25 protein-coding genes are annotated in these 16,361 nt (G+C 70.7%); 14 read left to right on the top strand and 11 right to left on the bottom strand.

Going from position 1 to position 16,361, the window contains the following annotated elements:
• Nucleotides 1-42 precede the first annotated feature (42 nt).
• Both FM125_RS06380 and FM125_RS06375 read right to left on the bottom strand, forming a co-directional pair.
• Entirely contained in the window at nt 43-420 is a 378-nt protein-coding gene (locus FM125_RS06380) for an ImmA/IrrE family metallo-endopeptidase (RefSeq protein WP_087134016.1), read from the bottom strand.
• Nucleotides 421-452: 32 nt separating this feature from the next.
• Entirely contained in the window at nt 453-953 is a 501-nt protein-coding gene (locus tag FM125_RS06375; protein WP_087134015.1) for a helix-turn-helix domain-containing protein, read from the bottom strand.
• 193 nt (nt 954-1,146) lie between these two features.
• Here FM125_RS06375 and FM125_RS06370 point away from each other — a divergent pair, with 193 nt between their 5' ends.
• The 10 genes from FM125_RS06370 to FM125_RS06330 all read left to right on the top strand — a co-directional run bounded on the left by FM125_RS06370 (nt 1,147) and on the right by FM125_RS06330 (nt 5,190).
• The gene (locus tag FM125_RS06370) at nt 1,147-1,467 is read left to right on the top strand and encodes a helix-turn-helix domain-containing protein (RefSeq protein ID WP_087134014.1); all 321 of its coding nucleotides are present in this window, start codon (nt 1,147-1,149) and stop codon (nt 1,465-1,467) included.
• Nucleotides 1,464-1,745, top strand: coding sequence for a hypothetical protein (locus tag FM125_RS06365; RefSeq protein WP_143745251.1), 282 nt, complete (start codon nt 1,464-1,466; stop codon nt 1,743-1,745). Before FM125_RS06370 ends, FM125_RS06365 begins: the two co-directional genes overlap by 4 nt.
• A complete protein-coding gene (locus tag FM125_RS12465) occupies nt 1,745-1,927 on the top strand; it encodes a helix-turn-helix domain-containing protein (RefSeq protein WP_087134012.1) in 183 nt (60 codons plus the stop codon). The genes FM125_RS06365 and FM125_RS12465 overlap by 1 nt, the downstream gene beginning before the upstream one ends.
• Entirely contained in the window at nt 1,924-2,076 is a 153-nt protein-coding gene (locus tag FM125_RS12090) for a hypothetical protein (protein WP_219337031.1), read from the top strand. The genes FM125_RS12465 and FM125_RS12090 overlap by 4 nt, the downstream gene beginning before the upstream one ends.
• A complete protein-coding gene (locus FM125_RS06355; protein ID WP_087134011.1) occupies nt 2,073-2,258 on the top strand; it encodes a hypothetical protein in 186 nt (61 codons plus the stop codon). The genes FM125_RS12090 and FM125_RS06355 overlap by 4 nt, the downstream gene beginning before the upstream one ends.
• Before the next feature lie 141 nt (nt 2,259-2,399).
• Nucleotides 2,400-2,927: a carbohydrate-binding protein gene (locus tag FM125_RS06350; RefSeq protein WP_087134010.1), complete on the top strand. Its 528-nt coding sequence runs from the start codon at nt 2,400-2,402 to the stop codon at nt 2,925-2,927.
• A 74-nt stretch (nt 2,928-3,001) separates the two neighbouring features.
• Entirely contained in the window at nt 3,002-3,472 is a 471-nt protein-coding gene (locus FM125_RS06345) for a hypothetical protein (RefSeq protein ID WP_087134009.1), read from the top strand.
• A gap of 4 nt (nt 3,473-3,476) precedes the next feature.
• A complete protein-coding gene (locus FM125_RS06340) occupies nt 3,477-3,887 on the top strand; it encodes a hypothetical protein (RefSeq protein WP_087134008.1) in 411 nt (136 codons plus the stop codon).
• Nucleotides 3,888-3,889: 2 nt separating this feature from the next.
• On the top strand, nt 3,890-4,855 hold the full coding sequence (locus FM125_RS06335; RefSeq protein WP_087134007.1) for an N-acetylmuramoyl-L-alanine amidase: 966 nt from the start codon (nt 3,890-3,892) through the stop codon (nt 4,853-4,855).
• A 2-nt stretch (nt 4,856-4,857) separates the two neighbouring features.
• A complete protein-coding gene (locus FM125_RS06330) occupies nt 4,858-5,190 on the top strand; it encodes a hypothetical protein (protein WP_087134006.1) in 333 nt (110 codons plus the stop codon).
• Nucleotides 5,191-5,618: 428 nt separating this feature from the next.
• On the opposite strand, the gene FM125_RS06325 is transcribed toward FM125_RS06330, so the two are convergent.
• The 3 genes from FM125_RS06325 to FM125_RS06315 all read right to left on the bottom strand — a co-directional run bounded on the left by FM125_RS06325 (nt 5,619) and on the right by FM125_RS06315 (nt 6,801).
• The gene (locus FM125_RS06325; RefSeq protein WP_087134005.1) at nt 5,619-5,822 is read right to left on the bottom strand and encodes a hypothetical protein; all 204 of its coding nucleotides are present in this window, start codon (nt 5,820-5,822) and stop codon (nt 5,619-5,621) included.
• Nucleotides 5,823-5,848: 26 nt separating this feature from the next.
• Nucleotides 5,849-6,124, bottom strand: a complete 276-nt coding sequence (locus FM125_RS06320) for a hypothetical protein (RefSeq protein ID WP_087134004.1) — start codon at nt 6,122-6,124, stop codon at nt 5,849-5,851.
• A 344-nt stretch (nt 6,125-6,468) separates the two neighbouring features.
• The gene (locus tag FM125_RS06315; RefSeq protein WP_245232038.1) at nt 6,469-6,801 is read right to left on the bottom strand and encodes a hypothetical protein; all 333 of its coding nucleotides are present in this window, start codon (nt 6,799-6,801) and stop codon (nt 6,469-6,471) included.
• A 104-nt stretch (nt 6,802-6,905) separates the two neighbouring features.
• Here FM125_RS06315 and FM125_RS06310 point away from each other — a divergent pair, with 104 nt between their 5' ends.
• A complete protein-coding gene (locus FM125_RS06310) occupies nt 6,906-7,712 on the top strand; it encodes a YaaA family protein (protein ID WP_087134026.1) in 807 nt (268 codons plus the stop codon).
• Between the two features lie 3 nt (nt 7,713-7,715).
• Here FM125_RS06310 and FM125_RS06305 read toward each other — a convergent pair whose 3' ends face one another.
• The 3 genes from FM125_RS06305 to FM125_RS06295 all read right to left on the bottom strand — a co-directional run bounded on the left by FM125_RS06305 (nt 7,716) and on the right by FM125_RS06295 (nt 10,398).
• Nucleotides 7,716-8,675, bottom strand: coding sequence for a reverse transcriptase-like protein (locus FM125_RS06305; protein WP_070639702.1), 960 nt, complete (start codon nt 8,673-8,675; stop codon nt 7,716-7,718).
• A 128-nt stretch (nt 8,676-8,803) separates the two neighbouring features.
• Entirely contained in the window at nt 8,804-9,538 is a 735-nt protein-coding gene (locus FM125_RS06300; RefSeq protein WP_070639704.1) for a zinc ribbon domain-containing protein, read from the bottom strand.
• The gene (locus FM125_RS06295) at nt 9,535-10,398 is read right to left on the bottom strand and encodes a Nif3-like dinuclear metal center hexameric protein (protein WP_311199918.1); all 864 of its coding nucleotides are present in this window, start codon (nt 10,396-10,398) and stop codon (nt 9,535-9,537) included. The genes FM125_RS06300 and FM125_RS06295 overlap by 4 nt, the downstream gene beginning before the upstream one ends.
• A 63-nt stretch (nt 10,399-10,461) precedes the next feature.
• On the opposite strand from FM125_RS06295, the gene msrA reads away from it, so the two are divergent.
• From msrA to epsC, 3 genes are all read left to right on the top strand, one after another.
• A complete protein-coding gene (gene msrA, locus FM125_RS06290; protein ID WP_371327630.1) occupies nt 10,462-11,040 on the top strand; it encodes a peptide-methionine (S)-S-oxide reductase MsrA in 579 nt (192 codons plus the stop codon).
• 72 nt (nt 11,041-11,112) lie between these two features.
• Nucleotides 11,113-12,045 carry a cysteine synthase A gene (gene cysK, locus FM125_RS06285; protein ID WP_087134003.1) on the top strand — a complete coding sequence of 311 codons (933 nt, stop codon included), beginning with the start codon at nt 11,113-11,115 and terminating at the stop codon, nt 12,043-12,045.
• Between the two features lie 119 nt (nt 12,046-12,164).
• A complete protein-coding gene (gene epsC, locus FM125_RS06280; protein WP_067192265.1) occupies nt 12,165-12,752 on the top strand; it encodes a serine O-acetyltransferase EpsC in 588 nt (195 codons plus the stop codon).
• A 157-nt stretch (nt 12,753-12,909) separates the two neighbouring features.
• On the opposite strand, the gene gndA is transcribed toward epsC, so the two are convergent.
• The 3 genes from gndA to ppk2 all read right to left on the bottom strand — a co-directional run bounded on the left by gndA (nt 12,910) and on the right by ppk2 (nt 16,281).
• Nucleotides 12,910-14,418, bottom strand: a complete 1,509-nt coding sequence (gene gndA, locus FM125_RS06275; protein WP_087134002.1) for an NADP-dependent phosphogluconate dehydrogenase — start codon at nt 14,416-14,418, stop codon at nt 12,910-12,912.
• A gap of 110 nt (nt 14,419-14,528) precedes the next feature.
• Entirely contained in the window at nt 14,529-15,377 is an 849-nt protein-coding gene (locus tag FM125_RS06270; RefSeq protein WP_087134001.1) for an SGNH/GDSL hydrolase family protein, read from the bottom strand.
• A complete protein-coding gene (ppk2, locus tag FM125_RS06265) occupies nt 15,352-16,281 on the bottom strand; it encodes a polyphosphate kinase 2 (protein WP_245232037.1) in 930 nt (309 codons plus the stop codon). The genes FM125_RS06270 and ppk2 overlap by 26 nt, the downstream gene beginning before the upstream one ends.
• Nucleotides 16,282-16,361 lie beyond the last annotated feature (80 nt).

Raw genomic sequence — 16,361 nt, 5'->3', positions numbered from 1 at the left:
ACCCCACCACCCCGACATTCAAAACCAAGGAAATCCTGCCAACTACTTGACGCGGGACAGGTGTGCTCCTTGGGTGGTGTGTAGGTGGTCGGTGAGGACAGGGACGGTGACGCCGAGACGTTCGGCGGCGTCCCAGAGGGTCGGTTCGGTGCGGAGTACCCGTTCGACGTCGTGGCCGCGCAACAGCAGCCGGGTGGTGGTGCGCCGCACCCACGCCTCGACCTTCGGTGACTGGTGTCCAGTGTGCCCTGCCCACACGTGCACGAGCTCGTGGGCGAGCGTGCACCGCCGCTCGGTGTGGGTGAGCCGGTCGTCCACCCACACCTGGGCCCCGTCCGTGCACCCGGCGAGCCCATCGGGCAGACGCACGACATGCACGGGCACACCGTACTCGTCGGCGGTGCGTTGCGGGTCCCACATGCGGGACACCGTAGGGGCAGGGGCGGACACGGTTATGCCTGCGGTTCCTCACCGGTGGCGTCTGCCTGGTCGGCCAGGTGCCGGCCGACACCGGACCGGTCATGGTCGGCGGCGAGGGCATAGACGTCCGCGGGGGCCGCGGCGCGCAGCTCCTCCACCTGGGTTTCGAGGGCGGTGATCCTGCGGTTCCGGTCGTTGAGGCGGGTGGTCAGTTCCCAGAGGAGTTCCGCGTCGGTCATGTCCGAGGCGGCGGGGGTGGTGGTGTCGGCCAGGGAGGCGAGGGTCACGTGTTCGGGGTGGGCTTCGGAGGGCTGGTCGGCCAGGTCGGAGAGGACACCGGGGATGAGGCCGAGGGTGGTTTCGATCTTCGCGAGCACGGGCCGGGAGGGGGTGCGGTCGGTGCGGAGGATGTTGTGAAGGGTCTTCGTAGCGATCTTCGCTTCGGCGGCGAATGAGGCTTGGGTGTGGCCGGCCCGGTCGATGCCTTCGGTGATGATGCGTCGCACGGCTTGGAGGCCTTCGGTGGTGGTCATGGTGTGAGCGTCCTGGGGGTGGTGTGGTTACCGCAAGGGGGTGCGGTTGGGTTACGTCTGCCCATGATGCCGCATCACAAGGATGTGATTACGTGTGGTTTTTGGCGTGATCCTGCGGTTTTTACCGCGAGTTACGCGCCATTACCCGTAAACGGCTTGACATGGTTACGCCTAGTTACCTAGGCTTACCAGCATGAACCAGCACACACCGGTAATCGCACTGGACCCCGAGGTCCGCGACCAGTGCGTCGGACGCCGGATCGCCACCGTCATGGACCTGACCAACCTCTCCGCACTCCGCCACGGACGCCCCCTCGTCACCCAGGCCGACCTCGCCGACGTCATCGGCGTGTCCCGCCCCTACATGTCACAGGTCATCTCCGGGAAGCGGCCCCTACTCCGCGAACACCTCCACCCCCTCGCGAAGTACCTGCACGTGGACCCCCGTGCAATCGCCCACGAGTCCGAGCTGCCTGAACGCAAGGCCCCCCGCTCTACGGGGGTGGCCGCATGAGCCGCGCAACTGTCCTCGTCGCCACCGACTGGATGGAGGCCGCCCTCGCCCGCGTCTGCAACGTCGCGGTGGAGCGGGGGTCCGTGACCGCGGACGACCTCCGCGACTTCGACCAGCCCGAGCACCACAACTCCATCGGCCGAGTGTTCACCCTCGCCCGTCAGCGCGGCCACCTGACCCCGGTCGGGTACGGGCTGGCACGGGCGAAGTCCCGCCACCGCGGTGTGGTCCGCCTGTGGGCTCCCACGCCGGCACTCATGCAGGCAGGTGGCCTGTGATGCCGACCCGACTGCTGACCGTCCGGCAGGCCGCTGAGCGTCTGGGCGAGCACCCGGACACCACCCGCGCCCGTCTCCGGTCTGGGGAGCTGCGTGGAGTGCGCCTGTCGAACGGGCCACGGGCCCGGTGGCGGGTGACCGAGAAGGCCCTCGAGGCGTTCGTGAGCAGGTGCACCCGATGACCGCCCGCCCCTGCTTGCACGGGGCCGGTCCGGACATCTGCATGGATGACGCCGCCCCTGGCTCTGATTACTGCCCCACCCACGACCCCGACCGCCAGGCCTTCGACGAGGACCTGGCGCACGACATCCGAATGGAGGACGCCGCATGACCACCGCCCCCGACGACCTCGGCCTCCGCCCGGTCCCGGCCACCTGGTACGAGCCCGCCCCGGGCACCACCGCCCACAAGGTCCGTGCCGCCGTCCGCTGGGCCGCGGCCCTCACCTTCGGGTTCGCCTGCGTCGCGTTCCTGATCTGGTGTGACCTTGGCGGCTCCACCCTCACCCCCTGACACCACCCCTATCCGAGAGAACGGAACCCCCCATGAGCGCGAAGAAGTGGCGGCACAAGCCCGCTATCGCCCTGATCCCCGAACACGACGCGCCCGCCCCCGGCACCCCCGCCTGACCCGACCAACGAGAGGAGGGCCACCGTGCCCGCCACCCTGCCTGACCTCACCGACTCCGAGACCTGGACGGACGAACGCCTGGACGCGCTCCGCGCCGCCGTCCTCACCGAGCAGGAGCGCCGCTACGTGCTCACCACCGCCGAGGCCCGCGCCGAGCAGACCGCCCGCGAGTACCGGGACGCCGTGGAGGCCGCACTCCCCCCGCTGGCCGAGGGCGAGCACCGCCCCTGGTCCCAGCTGACCGGGGCGCATGACGCCTACCCGCGTGGAGCCGTCGTCGCGCACGGCGGGCGCGTGTGGGAGTCCCGGCACCCCGCAAACGTCTGGGAGCCGGGCGGCACGGGCGTGGATGACCGGCTGTGGGTGGACGTCACCGAGGACGCCCCGGTCCCGGAGCCGGTGCCGACCGCACCCGCGTTCAAGGCCGGAGAGCAGGTCGTCCCCGGCGACCTCCGCACCTACCAGGGCGTTGTCTACCGCTGCATCCAAGCGCACACCACCGCCGCCCACTGGTCACCGGACGCCGCGCACTCCCTCTGGACCCGCGCCTAACCCCGGCACCCCGCCTGCGGCCCCGCCACACACCAGTGGCGGGGCCGCGCCCATACCTACGACCAGGAGGCCCTATGCCGTACCGGCGCGCCACCACCGCACTCCACCGCTACGGCAGACGCCTCGGCCGGAGGGGCATCATCCTCGCCACCCTCGGCACCCTCTGGGCAATCACCGGGGCGCTCACCATCGTCGCCCCAGACCCCGCCGCCGCCTACCCCCTCCTCTCCGCAGGACACGGGGTACGGGCCGCCGGATGGGTGGCCACAGGGGCGGTCGCCGTGGTGTGCGCCCACCTAGGGCAGTGCCGGGACGCACCCGGCTGGGCCGCGCTCTATGTGATGGCCGCCTACCGGGCCCTGGCCTACGGTCACGGGCTGCTCCTGGTGGCCCTCGGCGACCCGCACGCCACCATCCGCAGCGCTTTCGGGCTCGCCTCATGGCTGGCCCTGCTGATCGTCATCCGCGTCTGCTCCGGGTGGCGGGAGCACCACGACGACCCCCTCCACACAGGGGCCATCCCGACGATCACAGACAGGCGGTGAGCGCATGCCGGACCTGGCAGGAGTCCCCGCAGAGCTCGCCCCACCCCTAGCCACCCTCGCCGGACTCGTCCTCATCTGGAAGGTCGTCGCGGAGGGTGTCAAGGCCTGGCGTGACGCTCGCCAGATCGGACGCCCCGCCACCCCCTACGAGGCCCTGGCCGCCCGTGTCGTCGCCCTGGAGAAGGCCGACGCGGAGAAGTCCGACCGCATCGACGGCCTGGAAGACAAGGTCGGCGCACTCAAAGCCTCCGTCCGCCGCCTGGCCGGCGTGCTGATCCGCGAGGTCGCGCACGTCCTGGCCTGGATCGACCGTGGCGCGAAACCGCCCCGACCTGACCAGGAGATCAAGGTGATCCGTGAGCTGATCGCAGACCTGACCGACCCCGACCATCCCCACCCCGACAAGGAGTCCTGACAATGGCACGTATGCCCGGCACCACCTGGAAGCCGCTGACGACTAATTTCACCCGTAAGAAGACCGCGAAGCGTCGTGTGATTCTTCATGTCGCTGACTCGGAGTCCACCAGCATCCACGGGTGGATGTCCCACCCGTCCGCCCGCGCCTCCTGCCACTTCTATGTGGCCCGCGACGGCTCCATTGAGCAGTACGTGGACACGGACTACATGGCCTGGACTTCCGGTGAGGGAAATTACAATTCCATCGGCATCGAGACGCAGGGCAAGTCGGACGGACCCTGGACCGATGCGCAGTGCAAGGCCCTCGCCCGCATCATCGCCTGGGCGCACAAGACCCACGGCGTGCCCCTGCGGCTCATGGCCTCCTCGAAGTCATCCGAGCACGGCATCGGCTGGCACAGGCTCGGAGTCGATGGACGATGGTTCCCTACCCTGCCGTCGATGCTTGCCGGGCGCACACAGCGCGGCGGCGGCGAGAAGTGGTCCTCGGCCACCGGCAAGTCCTGCCCTGGTGATGACCGCATCCCGCAGATTCCCGGCATCCTCGACGCAGCGAAGACCCTCACCGCACCGGCACCGAAGCCCGCCCGGCAAGCATCGACGGGAGGCACGGGCAAGTACACCGTCAAGGACGGCGACTCCTGGTGGTCCATCTCCCGGAAGCTCGGAGTCAGCATGGAGGCCCTGATTGCCGCGAATGACGCCACGCCGACGACGACGCTCTACACCGGCCAGCGGCTGAACACCGGGCGGGCGCGCCGCTACCGGATCACGCGGGCAAATGTCCTGAACGTCCGCACCGGCCCTGGACTGCGCTTCCCGGTCCTCGGGTCCGCACCGAAGGGCACCATCATCACCGCTACCGGCAAGACCTCAGACGGCTGGGTCGAGGGCGCAACCCCCTACATGGCGTCCAAGGGCCAGGCCGGATGGTGGTCCGGCCACGAACTCACGGAGGAGAAGTAATCATGCCCACTCTGCGCACTGCCCCGTCCCCGACCGTCCGCAAGCTCACGGTCTGGTCCGGGTCCGCCCTCGCCTTCCTCGGCGCACTCGGCGCATCCTCCGCCGTCCTCGACCTGCACCCGGCCGTCCCGACCGTCATCGCGGTGCTCGTGGCGATCATCGGCGCGCTACAGATGGGATTGGACCACTACGTCCAGTCCTCCGTCGTGGACGTGAGCGCCGTGGTCGAGGCCGTGGATGGCGGCACGGTGAAGGCAGGCCCCGCCAATGACTTGATCGAGGAGGGCCGCACAGTCCGCACCCTCGGCTACGACGACGGCCCCGACTGCGACTGACACAGCGCCCAGAAGTTTATACGCGCTGACTGCGGCCGCGCATAAACTTCTGGGCACGACCGCGACTGACACGAAACGCCCGGAAGTGTGCGCATGTCGGAGTCAATGCGCACACTTCCGGGAGGATCGTTGCGTGACGCCACCGACTATGAACGGTTGTGGCAAAACTCGCAAAAGTCGCAAAAGTCGCAAAAGTCCATAACTATGCAAAGTTATGGAATCGGCGGCCTCATAGACACACCCATAACTTTCATCGCCAAAATGTGTGACTCTGATTGTCAATGACGCCCGAACGGCCCCACCTCGTCATGAGGTGGGGCCGTTTTTCGGGTCTCAACAGTGAACCCGGCGGCACCCTCACTGCCTAAAGTGACGGCCTCACTGTGTAAAGTGAGGGTCTCACTGCGTAAAGTGACGGCCTCACTGTGTTAGCTGGCGCCCCTGATCCGGGCCACCATCTGCTGAGACAGGCCGGTGATCTTGGCGATCCGGTACATGCTCATACCAGACTCCACAGCCTCCCGGATCACCTCATTGCGTGCGTCCCGGAACTCGCTCGCCGACTTCTCCGCGTGCTCCACACACCCCTGCATCCGGCGCAGGATCGCGTCGTAATCCTTCTCCTCGGTCACGGTGCCCTCCTCGCCCTCGCGGCGGTTCAGCGGCGGGCAAGGGCGGTCGCGCCGCCACCGTCGATATCGTGTCCGACGAACTCCTCCACGGTGAACCCGGCGGCCTCCACCGCGATCACAGCGTCGTCCAGGTCACCCTCCCAGTCGATCAACTGGGTGCCCCATTCGCCGTCCTGGTCGTCCTGGCCGGTGCGGTCCCAGATGATGCCCTGGGCCTGGCCGCCCTCGGTGTCCCAGGCCTCGATGCAGATGGTCTCGACGGCCTGGTCGATGGTGATGGTCTCGGCGGCGATGCGGGTCATGGTGTCCTTCCTCGGGCTGGTCCGTCCTGCCCTTGCGCCACCTACTATACACACCTGCGCGTGAGTACGCAACTCACGGTGAGTGATGATGACAACACGACGGCCCGCGACACCTGGGATGGTGGTGCGGGCCGCACCCATGTCTGCGACACCTCAACCGGAACGAAACCGGAACAGACCGGCCACACCCCGCATGAACACAAGGGGGGACCACAGAACCCGGCGTACAGCCGGTCCGTCCCCCCGCCCCTGATCTGCCGAAGGCACCGCCGCTGTCCGCGTCGTCCCGACGACCGCCCCGCCCCTGTGCCTGTGCGCGGCGGTCGGTGCGGGTCCGGGTGGGCTCAGTCATCCTCGTGGACCCTTTCGAAGCGCAGGACCACGACGTCGTCTGCATCCTCCCGGTCCGTCAGGCGGTATCCGTACATCTCTGCGATGCGCAGCACCTCCGCCAGGGTGGGCTTCCGGCGGCTGCGCGGCCACTCGAGGGTGGCCCGTTCGGCGCCGGTGAAGGTGCCCTCGCGCAGCTCGGCCTCGCCAACGCGCTCCTTCGTCCGGCGGGTCCCGGAGGAGCGCACTCCGATCACGAAGGCGGCGATCAGCACGAGGAAGGCCGCAGGTGCGAGAACACCGAACACGTCCATGGCGTCGATGGCCAGCACGCTGAGTCCCTGCATGTCCGTCTCCTCTTCCGCTGCACGGTCGCCGGTGCGATGGGCCCGGACCCAGTTCCGGGCCGCCTCCACCGTAGCCGCCCTCCTGCCTGGATAGGGTGGACGACGTGCTGATCCTCCTGCCGCCCTCCGAGGGCAAGACCGCGCCCGCCTCCGGCCGACCGCTGGACCTGTCCGGCCTGGTCCTGGCTGACGACCCCGAGGTGACCGCCGCCCGGACCGAGCTGCTCGACCGGCTCGCCCGCGTCTCCGGACGCGAGGACGCGCTCGAGGTGCTCGGCGTCGGCGCGAGCCTCGCCGCCGAGGTCGAGGCGAACCGGACGATCACGCAGAACCCCGCCGCAGCCGCCCACCGGGTGTACACCGGCGTCCTCTTCGACGCCCTCGACTACGCCTCGCTCCCGACGGCGGCCCGTACCCGGGCCCGCCGCCGCGCCCTGGTGTTCTCCGCCCTGCTCGGCGTCACCGCGCTCGGCGACGCGATCCCGGCCTACCGGCTGTCGGTCGGTGCGAGGCTGCCGGACATGCCGGGACTCGGCACCTGGTGGAAGAAGCGCCTCACACCCGCGCTCGACGCCTTCGCTGAGGAGGACGCAGGCCCTGTCGTGGACTGCCGCTCCGGCGGCTACGCGTCCCAGTGGAAGGCCCCGTCCGGGCGCACCGTGACCGTGGACGTGTTCCAGATGAAGGCCGGGAGGCGGACCGTCGTGTCCCACTTCGCCAAGCACACCCGCGGGCTCGTGGCCCGCGAACTGCTGGCGGCCCCGGCCTCCCAGGTGCGAACCCTGGAGGAGGCGGTGGCCGTCGTCGAGAGGGCCGGGTCCCACGAGGGCCCCCACGACTGGAGCGTGGAGCTCGTGGAGCCGACCGTGACCAAGGCCGGCTCGCTGCAGGTGGTCCTGCCCGAGCGCTGAGGCTCAGGCGGTGGCCACCAGCTCCACCTCGAAGCCGTCGTCGGTCTCGAGATAGGCCGCGTAGTGTCCGCGCCCGCCGGCGAACGGGTGGGTGTCCTCGAACATCAGGGAGAAGCCGTGCTCCTGGGCGAGCTCGGTCAGCGCATCCACCTGGGCACGGGTGCCCGCCATGAACGCCAGGTGGTTCAGACCCGGCCGACGGCGCTCATGGGCGCCGTCGGCGACGTCGGCACCGGACTCGAGCACGATGTACTCCCCCGCCCCCTGGTAGGAGCGGCCCTGCTTCCATCGCCCGTTGCACTCGTAGCCCAGCTGCTCGAGCATCCAGCCGAGGCTGCGCTCGGCCGCCTCGAGGTCCGCGACCCAGACCTCGACGTGGTGCAGCCGACCGGGCAGTCCCTGCAGCGCGGTCTCCGCGGCGCCCGACGCGGCCGGGGCCGCAGGCTCTTCGTCGTCGGCCGCAACGGCCCGGGCGTCGGTCGGCTCCGGTTCCGCGGCGTCCGGGGCGGCGACCGTGACCTCCGACGCGCCGGCATCCCAGTCCACGCCCTTCGCCCCGGCGTCCATGGCCTCATTGGACAGCCGGTCGGCATCCTTGTTCTCGGCACGCGGGATCCACTCGTAGTCCACGCGTCCGGCCGGGTAGAGACTCCGGGCCTCGGCGGCGAGACGGCGCATGTCCTCGTGCTTGATCCTCCAGCGGCCGGACATCTGCTCGACCACGAGCTTCGAGTCCATCAGCACGTGCACTCGCGCCGAGGGGTCCACCAGACGCGCCATCTTCAGTCCGGCGATCAGGCCGGAGTACTCGGCCACGTTGTTGGACGCCCGGCCCAGCGGCCCGGCCTCGGTCATCAGGACATCGCCCGTGACGGGGTCCCTGACCAGGGCTCCGTAGCCGGCGATGCCGGGGTTGCCGCGGGAGCCGCCGTCGGCTTCGACCTGCAGGACGCGTTCGGACACGGGGTGGTTCCTCCTCGAGGATCGGCGGGGCCGGCGGTGGGGCCGCCGGCTCAGCGGGGACGCTGTGTCAGGGGGGCGCTCACACGGTAACGGGCGCAGGGCGCCGGCCGGACGCCAGGCGCGGATGCTCAGACGCGCACCAGCAGGGCGCCGGTCTCGGGGCACTCGGCGAGCGCGTCCTCCGGCAGGGCCCGGAGGCGTTCGAGCTCGGCGGGGCTGAGCGGGGTGCCGGAGGCGCTGGAGCGGTTGCCCTCGAGGCGCCCGGCACCGATCCCGCCGTTCCGGGACCGCACCTTCTCATAGCGTGCCACGATCTCGGCCGGCAGCCCGGCGGCGGCCTCGGCACGCCGCGCGGCGAGGGAGCGACCGTGCTCGGTGATGCGCTGGCCCTCCTGCTTGAGGTGGGCCGCACGCGCGCGGCCAGAGGCCTCGACGGCGGCCTTCCGCTCCTGGACGGCGGTGACCTTCCCGGCCGCGGCGTCGGCGGCCTGCATGGCCTCGAGGGCGGCCTGGTCGTGCTCGGCGAGCAGACCCTCGAGGGTCTGTGCCTCGTGCATCATCGCCTCGAGCTCCTTGTGGGATCCGCCACCGGCGTGGAGTCGGTTGCGGGTGCGGTCGCGGTGGGCGCGGGTGGCCGCGGCCTTCTCGGAGGCCTCGGCGGCATCCCGGTCCGCCTCGCGGCGGGCCCCCTCGGCCGCCGCGAGCTGCTCGGCGAGGTCGGCGGCGTCCTTCTTGGCCTGCGCGAACTCCTCGTCCGTGCGGAGCCGGTTGAGGGCGGCCTTGGCGCGGTCGATCTCCGTGTCCAGATCCTGCAGGTCCAGCAGCGCCTGGCGCTGGGCGGCGGTGGCGGTCAGCGTGCTCATGAGGGGTTCCTTCCGACGAGGATGAAGTCCCAGGGGTCCGTGACGATCGAGGAGACGGCCATCTCCACCTCGTGGCCGTCCTCGGCGAGACGGCGTTCCAGGGCCTGGGCGCCGGCTGGCAGCCACAGCCACTCGCTGGCGAAGTGGGACACGTCCACCAGGTAGGGGCGGCCGTCGTCGAGGAGCGCGGCCTCACGGGCCTCCGAGGCAGGGTGGTGCCGCAGGTCTGCGGTGACGTACACGTCCGCGTCGGAGGCGCGGACAGCGTCGAAGAGGCTGTCGCCCGCTCCTCCGCAAACGGCCACGGTGCGGACGATCGCCTGCCGGTCGCCTGCCACGCGGACGCCGGAGGCCACGGACGGCAGGTTCAGGTGCACACGCTCGGCGAAGGCCTGCAGGGTCATGGGCGTCTCGAGCTCCCCGACACGGCCGATGCCCTCCTCCTCGGTGCCGCCGTCCGACGGCGCGAGCGGGCGGAGTCGGGTCAGGCCCAGGACCTCGGCGATGACGTCGGAGACGCCGCCCACGGCCGAGTCGGCGTTCGTGTGGGCGGCGACCAGCGCACAGCCGTTCTCGATCAGGGTGTGGACCACATCGCCCTTGAAGCCGGTGCCGGCCACGGAGGTGACGCCGCGGAGCAGGAGCGGGTGGTGGGTGACCAGCATGTCCGCCTCGTGTTCCACGGCCTCGGCCACCACTGCCGAGACGGGGTCCACGGCCCAGTGGATGCGGGAGACGGTCGCATCCGGCCGGCCGACGACCAGTCCGCACGCGTCCCAGGACTCGGCGAGCGCGCTCGGCCAGAGCTCCTCCATGAGACGGAGGACGTCGGCGACGGTGGGGCGGCTGGTCTCGCTCATGGAGGCCATTGTGCCGAAGAGCACGTCCGGAATGAATCCGTGCCGCGCGGTGCTGTGCCGGATGTGACTGTGAATCAGACCCCGCAGAGCCCCTGCCGTGAGCGCCAGGAGCCGGACGTGCGCGAGCTGACGCTCGCAGGCGGCTGCTTCTGGTGTCTGGACGCCGTCTACCGCCGCGTACGCGGTGTGCTGGACGTGGTCTCCGGCTACACCGGCGGGGCGCACCCGGACCCGGACTACGAGGCCGTCTGCTCCGGCGCCACCGGCCATGCCGAGGCGGTGCGTGTGCGCTACGACGCCTCCGTGGTGCCCACGGACGTGATCCTGCAGATGTTCTTCACCTCCCACGACCCGACCTCGCTGAACCGCCAGGGACACGACGTCGGCACGCAGTACCGCTCTGCGATGTTCTACCGGGACGAGGCCGAGAGGCAGCTGTTCGCCTCCGCGATCGCGGACGCGCAGCGTCTCTACCGCCGGCCCATCGTCACCACCCTCGAGCCGGCCGCCGCGTGGTTCGACGCCGAGGACGTCCACCAGGGCTTCTACGACGCGCGGCCGTTCAACGGCTACTGCCGAGTGGTGATCGACCCGAAGATCGCGAAGGCCCGCGAACACTACGCCGTGTGGCTCGAGCGCTGACGTGTCACGACTGCGCTGACTAGCCTTGCCCACAGACATCCCCCGACCCCCACTTCCACGGAGGAGCACACCGTGACCATCCTGAACAACATCACCGAGGCCGTCGGCGGCACCCCGCTGGTCCGCCTGAACCGCCTGACCGAGGGCCTGCCCGGCACCGTGGCCGTCAAGCTCGAGTTCTACAACCCGGCCAACTCGGTGAAGGACCGCATCGGCCGCGCCATCGTGGACGCCGCCGAGGCCTCCGGCGAGCTGAAGCCCGGCGGCACCATCGTCGAGGGCACCTCCGGCAACACCGGCATAGCCCTGGCCATGGTCGGCGCGGCCCGCGGCTACCGCGTCATCCTGACCATGCCGGAGACCATGTCCACCGAGCGTCGCGTCATGCTGCGCGCCTACGGCGCCGAGATCGTGCTGACCCCGGGCTCCGAGGGCATGCGCGGCGCCGTCGAGCGCGCCCAGCAGATCGTGGCGGAGACGGAGAACTCCATCTGGGCCCGCCAGTTCGCCAACCCGGCCAATGTCCAGGCGCACTACACCACCACCGGCCCGGAGGTCTGGGAGGCCACCGAGGGAGAGGTCGACGTGTTCGTGGCCGGCGTGGGCACCGGCGGCACCATCACCGGTGCCGGCCGGTACCTGCGCGAGCAGAAGAAGGGTGTTCGCCTGGTGGCCGTGGAGCCGTCCGACTCCCCGATCCTCTCCGGCGGCCAGCCCGGACCGCACAAGATCCAGGGCCTCGGCGCGAACTTCGTGCCGGACGTGCTGGACCAGGACCTCTACGACGAGGTCTACGCCGCCACCCTCGAGGAGTCCGTGGCCACCGCCCGAGACCTGGGCACCAAGGAGGGCATCCTCGGCGGCATCTCCTCCGGCGCGATCGTCTCGGCCGCCCTGAAGGAGGCCGCGAAGCCGGAGAACGAGGGCAAGCTGATCGTGGCCGTGGTGGCCGACTTCGGTGAGCGCTACATCTCCACCGTCCTGTTCGAGGACATCCGCGGCTGACCCGCAGCCGCTCCTTCCAGAGGACGACGTCGGCACCCGCCGCGGGTGCCGACGTCGCCTCCCTTGACTCCGGCCGTGCCCCGTACCGGGCCGGCCGCACGACGCGAAAGGCGAGCACCGTGGGACTTCTCTCCCGTCTCAAGGAGGACATCGCGGCCGTCCGCAGCCATGACCCGGCCGCGCGCGGGGACCTGGAGATCGCCGTGGTGTACTCGGGCCTGCACGCGGTGTGGGCACACCGGGTCGCCCACCGGATGTGGCAGCACGAGCGGCTCAAGACGCCTGCCCGCGTGCTCTCCCAGGTGGCGCGTTCCCTCACGGGTGTCGAGATCCATCCGGGCGCGACGATCGGCCGTCGCCTCGTCATCGACCACGGCATGGGCGTGGTGATCGGCGAGACCGCGGAGATCGGCGATGACGTGATGATCTACCACGGTGTCACCCTCGGCGGCCGCTCCCTGGAGAAGGTCAAGCGCCACCCGACCCTCGGCGACGGCGTCGTCGTGGGCGCCGGCGCGAAGATCCTCGGGCCGGTGGAGATCGGCGCCGGCAGTGCGGTGGGCGCCAACGCCGTGGTGGTCAAGGACACCCCGGCCGACTCCATCGCCACCGGCATCCCGGCCCGGGTCCGCCATCGCGACGAGAAGACCGAGAAGGCCCCGGCCGTGGACCCCGCGGAGTACGTGGACCCGGCCATGTGGATCTGATCCGGAGCCGACGACGGCGACCGACCCGCAGAGTGAGGGCCCAACACGGTGATGAGATCGCGTCCCAACACCGTGTTGGGCCCTCACTCTCCCAGGACCTGGCTGTCCTCGCGGGGCCGGGGTGTCCGGCTCAGGACTGCACGCCGGGGCGTCCGGCTCAGGACTGCACCTCGGTGCGGTCGCCGGACCACTGGGTGTGGAAGGAGCCGTCCCTGTCCGTGCGGCGGTAGGTGTGGGCGCCGAAGAAGTCGCGCTGGCCCTGGATGAGGGCGGCGGGCAGGCGCTCGGCGCGCAGGCCGTCGTAGTAGGCCAGGGCCGAGGAGAACACCGGCACAGGGACGCCGGCCGCGACGGCGGTGGCCACCACGCGGCGCCAGGACGGCAGGGCCTCGGCGATCGCCTGCGTGAACTCCGGGGCGAACAGCAGGTTCGCCGGCTGGCCCTCGGCGCGGGTGCCCGGCTCAGGGTGGCGGTCGGTGTCCCGGCCGCCGAAGGCCCGCATGATCACGTCGAGCAGGTCGGCGCGGATGATGCAGCCGTCGCGCCACAGGGAGGCGATGGTGCCCAGGTCCAGGGACCAGCCGTACTCCGCGGCGGCGGCCGAGAGCATGTCCAGACCCTGCGCGTAGGCGACGAGCTTGGAGGCGAACAGCGCCTGACGCACGTCCTCCACGAAGGCCTCCCGGTCGGACGGGGCCGGGGTGCCGGACCCTTCGGTGCCGGCGGCGAGCAGCTCGCGGGCCTGGGCGCGCACCTGGGGCTGGGAGGACAGGGAGCGGGCGAACACGGACTCGGCGATGGCGGCCACCGGGGAACCCACGTCCAGGCCGGAGATCGCGGTCCAGCGGCCGGTGCCCTTCTGGCCCGCCTCGTCCACGATCACGTCCACGAGCGGCCGCCCGGTCTCGGCGTCGACCTGGGAGAGCACCTCGGCGGTGATCTCGATCAGGTAGGAGGCCAGGTCGGTCTGGTTCCAGGCGGTGAACACCTGGGCCTGTTCCTCCGGCTCCATACCGGCGACCTGGCGGAGCAGGTCGTAGGCCTCGCCGATGACCTGCATGTCCGCGTACTCGATGCCGTTGTGGACCATCTTCACGTAGTGGCCGGCGCCGTCGGTGCCGACCCAGGCGCAGCAGGGCTCTCCGTCGAAGTCCGCGGCGATCTTCTCGAGCATCGGGCCGAGGGCCGTGTAGGACTCCTTCGGGCCGCCGGGCATGATCGCCGGGCCGTTGAGGGCGCCCTCCTCGCCGCCGGAGACGCCGACGCCCACGAAGTGCAGGCCCTTCTCGGCCAGCGCGGCCTCGCGGCGCCGGGTGTCCTCGTAGTGGGAGTTGCCGGCGTCGATCACGATGTCCCCGGTCTCCAGCAGCGGCACGAGCTGCTCGATCACGTCGTCCACCGGCTGGCCTGCCTTGACCATGATCAGCACGCGGCGCGGGGCGGCCAGCGACTGCACGAGCTCCTCAAGGGTTTCGGTGGCCACGAACTCGCCTTCGTGGCCGTGCTCGGCCACCAGCGCGTCGGTGCGGGCGCGGGAGCGGTTGTGCAGGGCCACGTTATAGCCGTTGCGGGCGAAGTTGCGGGCCAGGTTGGCGCCCATGACGGCCAGGCCGGTCACGCCGATGTCCGCGGTGCCGGTGGGGATGCTGGTGGTCGCCTCGCTCATGCTCTGCCTCTCCCGGGCGTCTGACGCCCTCTGCGGTGGGTGGGTCTGGTCGAATGTCCCCTGCGGGGACGTGTCGCCGTCCGTCCGGGCGGCGACGTGCTGTCTCCAGCCTACGCGTCGGACCCGTCGGCGAGCGCCCGCTCCATACCCTCGGCGAGCTTCTGTGCGCCGGACACGGACAGGTGCAGCCCGTCCGTGGTGTCCTGCGGATCCGCGAACGTGTTGGACGCCTCGTCTCGAACCGGTCCCCACGGGTCCACGAACGTCCAGCCGCGTTCGGCGGCCGCGGCGCGGGTGCGCTCGTTCCAGTCGCGCACGGGGCCGGGGACGCCGCGGGCCGGGTCCGTCCCGGACGGGCCCACCGCCACCACGACGACGGCCACCCCACCTCTGCCTCGTCGGCCCGCCAGGTCCTCGACCTCGCCGACGAAGGCCGCGTGGGCGGACGCGGTGTCGCCGGCGGCGCGGAACAGGTCGTTGGTGCCGAGGAAGACCAGCAGCGCGTCAGCCTCCATGGGGCCGTCGGCCAGGTGTCCGGCGAGCACGTCCGGCACGGTGGCGCCCCACCGGCCGCCGGCCACGGTCACCGCGAAGCGCTCCGGATCCATGTGCGCCAGCCAGGACTCCGGGCCGAGACGACCGCCCGCGAAGTCCGGGGAGTCGGCCACGGTGAGGGAGTCTCCGTAGACCTCGTACACGGCCGCGGAGTCGGCCGGTGTGTCGAACAGCGGCGAGCGGCCCTGGCCTGCCGGCCCTCCCGGACCGGCGCCGGGGGCACCGGTTGCGTCCGCGGAGGGGCCGTTGTCGGCAGAGGTGCCGGGGCCGTCGTCGGGCAGGGAACAGCCGGCCAGGAGGAGGGCGAGCGCGGCGACGGCCGCGACCCCACGGCGGGGTGCGCGGCCGCCGGCAGCGCGGAGGACGGCCCCGTGCAGGTCAGTCCCCCACGGCGTCGCGGCCACGGCGGACGATGTTCGGGTCCGGCTCGCCGACCACGGCGTGGTCCTTGCCCTCGTACTCGTACTGGGAGAGGAAGTAGCGCATGGCGTTCAGGCGGGCGCGCTTCTTGTCATTGGAGCGGATGGAGATCCACGGGGCGTGGTCCGTGTCCGTGTGGAGGAACATGGCCTCCTTCGCGGCCGTGTACGCCTCCCAGCGGTCCAGGGACTCCAGGTCCATCGGGGACAGCTTCCACTGGCGGACCGGGTCGATCTGTCGGATCGCGAAGCGGGTGCGCTGCTCGGTCTGCGTCACGGAGAACCAGAACTTGGTCAGGTGGATGCCGTCGTCGACGAGCATCTTCTCGAACGTCGGGGTCTGGCGCATGAACGTCTCGTACTGCTCGTCCGTGGAGAAGCCCATGACGCGCTCCACGCCGGCCCGGTTGTACCACGAGCGGTCGAACAGCACGATCTCGCCCTCGGTCGGGAAGTGCTGGATGTAGCGCTGGAAGTACCACTGGCCCTGCTCACGGTCCGAGGGCTTGTTCAGTGCGACGACGCGGGCGGTGCGCGGGTTCAGGTGCTCGGTGAAGCGCTTGATGGTGCCGCCCTTGCCGGCGGCGTCGCGGCCCTCGAACACCACGATGAAGCGCTGGCCGGTGTCCTCGCCCCAGTACTGCAGCTTCAGCAGCTCGATCTGGAGGCGGTACTTCTCCAGCTCGTAGTCCTCACGGGACATCCGCTCCTCGTACGGATAGTCCTCCTTCCACGTCTCCACGGCCTTGCCCTGCGGATCGATGAGGTCCGGGTCGTTGGTGTGGCCGTCGGTGACGGTGTAGCCGCCCTCGCGGAGCTTGTCGATGAACGAACGGAGGTTCTCGCGGGGGGCGTCGGGGGTGAGCAGCTGCACGTGCATCGTCCTCATTTCCTTCTCGCGCGGCACGCCCTCCGGTGCCCGGCGGCCCACAGGGGGGGCGGGACGCGACGGACCCGAGAGGCGGATCG

Origin of the sequence: Micrococcus lylae, assembly GCF_900163825.1 — a bacterium.
Lineage (GTDB): Bacteria > Actinomycetota > Actinomycetes > Actinomycetales > Micrococcaceae > Micrococcus > Micrococcus lylae.
This window is presented reverse-complemented; position numbering and strand designations above follow the sequence as displayed.

Bases quoted from the DNA above. Each gene is read 5' to 3' on its own strand.
- FM125_RS06380 (WP_087134016.1), bottom strand. From the start codon at position 420: ATGTGGGACCCGCAACGCACCGCCGACGAGTACGGTGTGCCCGTGCAT.
- FM125_RS06370 (WP_087134014.1), top strand. From the start codon at position 1,147: ATGAACCAGCACACACCGGTAATCGCACTGGACCCCGAGGTCCGCGAC.
- FM125_RS06355 (WP_087134011.1), top strand. From the start codon at position 2,073: ATGACCACCGCCCCCGACGACCTCGGCCTCCGCCCGGTCCCGGCCACC.
- gndA (WP_087134002.1), bottom strand. From the start codon at position 14,418: ATGAGCGAGGCGACCACCAGCATCCCCACCGGCACCGCGGACATCGGC.
- FM125_RS12090 (WP_219337031.1), top strand. From the start codon at position 1,924: ATGACCGCCCGCCCCTGCTTGCACGGGGCCGGTCCGGACATCTGCATG.
- FM125_RS06300 (WP_070639704.1), bottom strand. From the start codon at position 9,538: ATGAGCACGCTGACCGCCACCGCCGCCCAGCGCCAGGCGCTGCTGGAC.
- FM125_RS06295 (WP_311199918.1), bottom strand. From the start codon at position 10,398: ATGAGCGAGACCAGCCGCCCCACCGTCGCCGACGTCCTCCGTCTCATG.
- ppk2 (WP_245232037.1), bottom strand. From the start codon at position 16,281: ATGAGGACGATGCACGTGCAGCTGCTCACCCCCGACGCCCCCCGCGAG.
- FM125_RS06315 (WP_245232038.1), bottom strand. From the start codon at position 6,801: ATGCAGGGACTCAGCGTGCTGGCCATCGACGCCATGGACGTGTTCGGT.
- FM125_RS06330 (WP_087134006.1), top strand. From the start codon at position 4,858: ATGCCCACTCTGCGCACTGCCCCGTCCCCGACCGTCCGCAAGCTCACG.
- FM125_RS06320 (WP_087134004.1), bottom strand. From the start codon at position 6,124: ATGACCCGCATCGCCGCCGAGACCATCACCATCGACCAGGCCGTCGAG.
- FM125_RS06365 (WP_143745251.1), top strand. From the start codon at position 1,464: ATGAGCCGCGCAACTGTCCTCGTCGCCACCGACTGGATGGAGGCCGCC.
- FM125_RS06340 (WP_087134008.1), top strand. From the start codon at position 3,477: ATGCCGGACCTGGCAGGAGTCCCCGCAGAGCTCGCCCCACCCCTAGCC.
- FM125_RS06375 (WP_087134015.1), bottom strand. From the start codon at position 953: ATGACCACCACCGAAGGCCTCCAAGCCGTGCGACGCATCATCACCGAA.
- FM125_RS06345 (WP_087134009.1), top strand. From the start codon at position 3,002: ATGCCGTACCGGCGCGCCACCACCGCACTCCACCGCTACGGCAGACGC.
- FM125_RS12465 (WP_087134012.1), top strand. From the start codon at position 1,745: ATGCCGACCCGACTGCTGACCGTCCGGCAGGCCGCTGAGCGTCTGGGC.
- FM125_RS06335 (WP_087134007.1), top strand. From the start codon at position 3,890: ATGGCACGTATGCCCGGCACCACCTGGAAGCCGCTGACGACTAATTTC.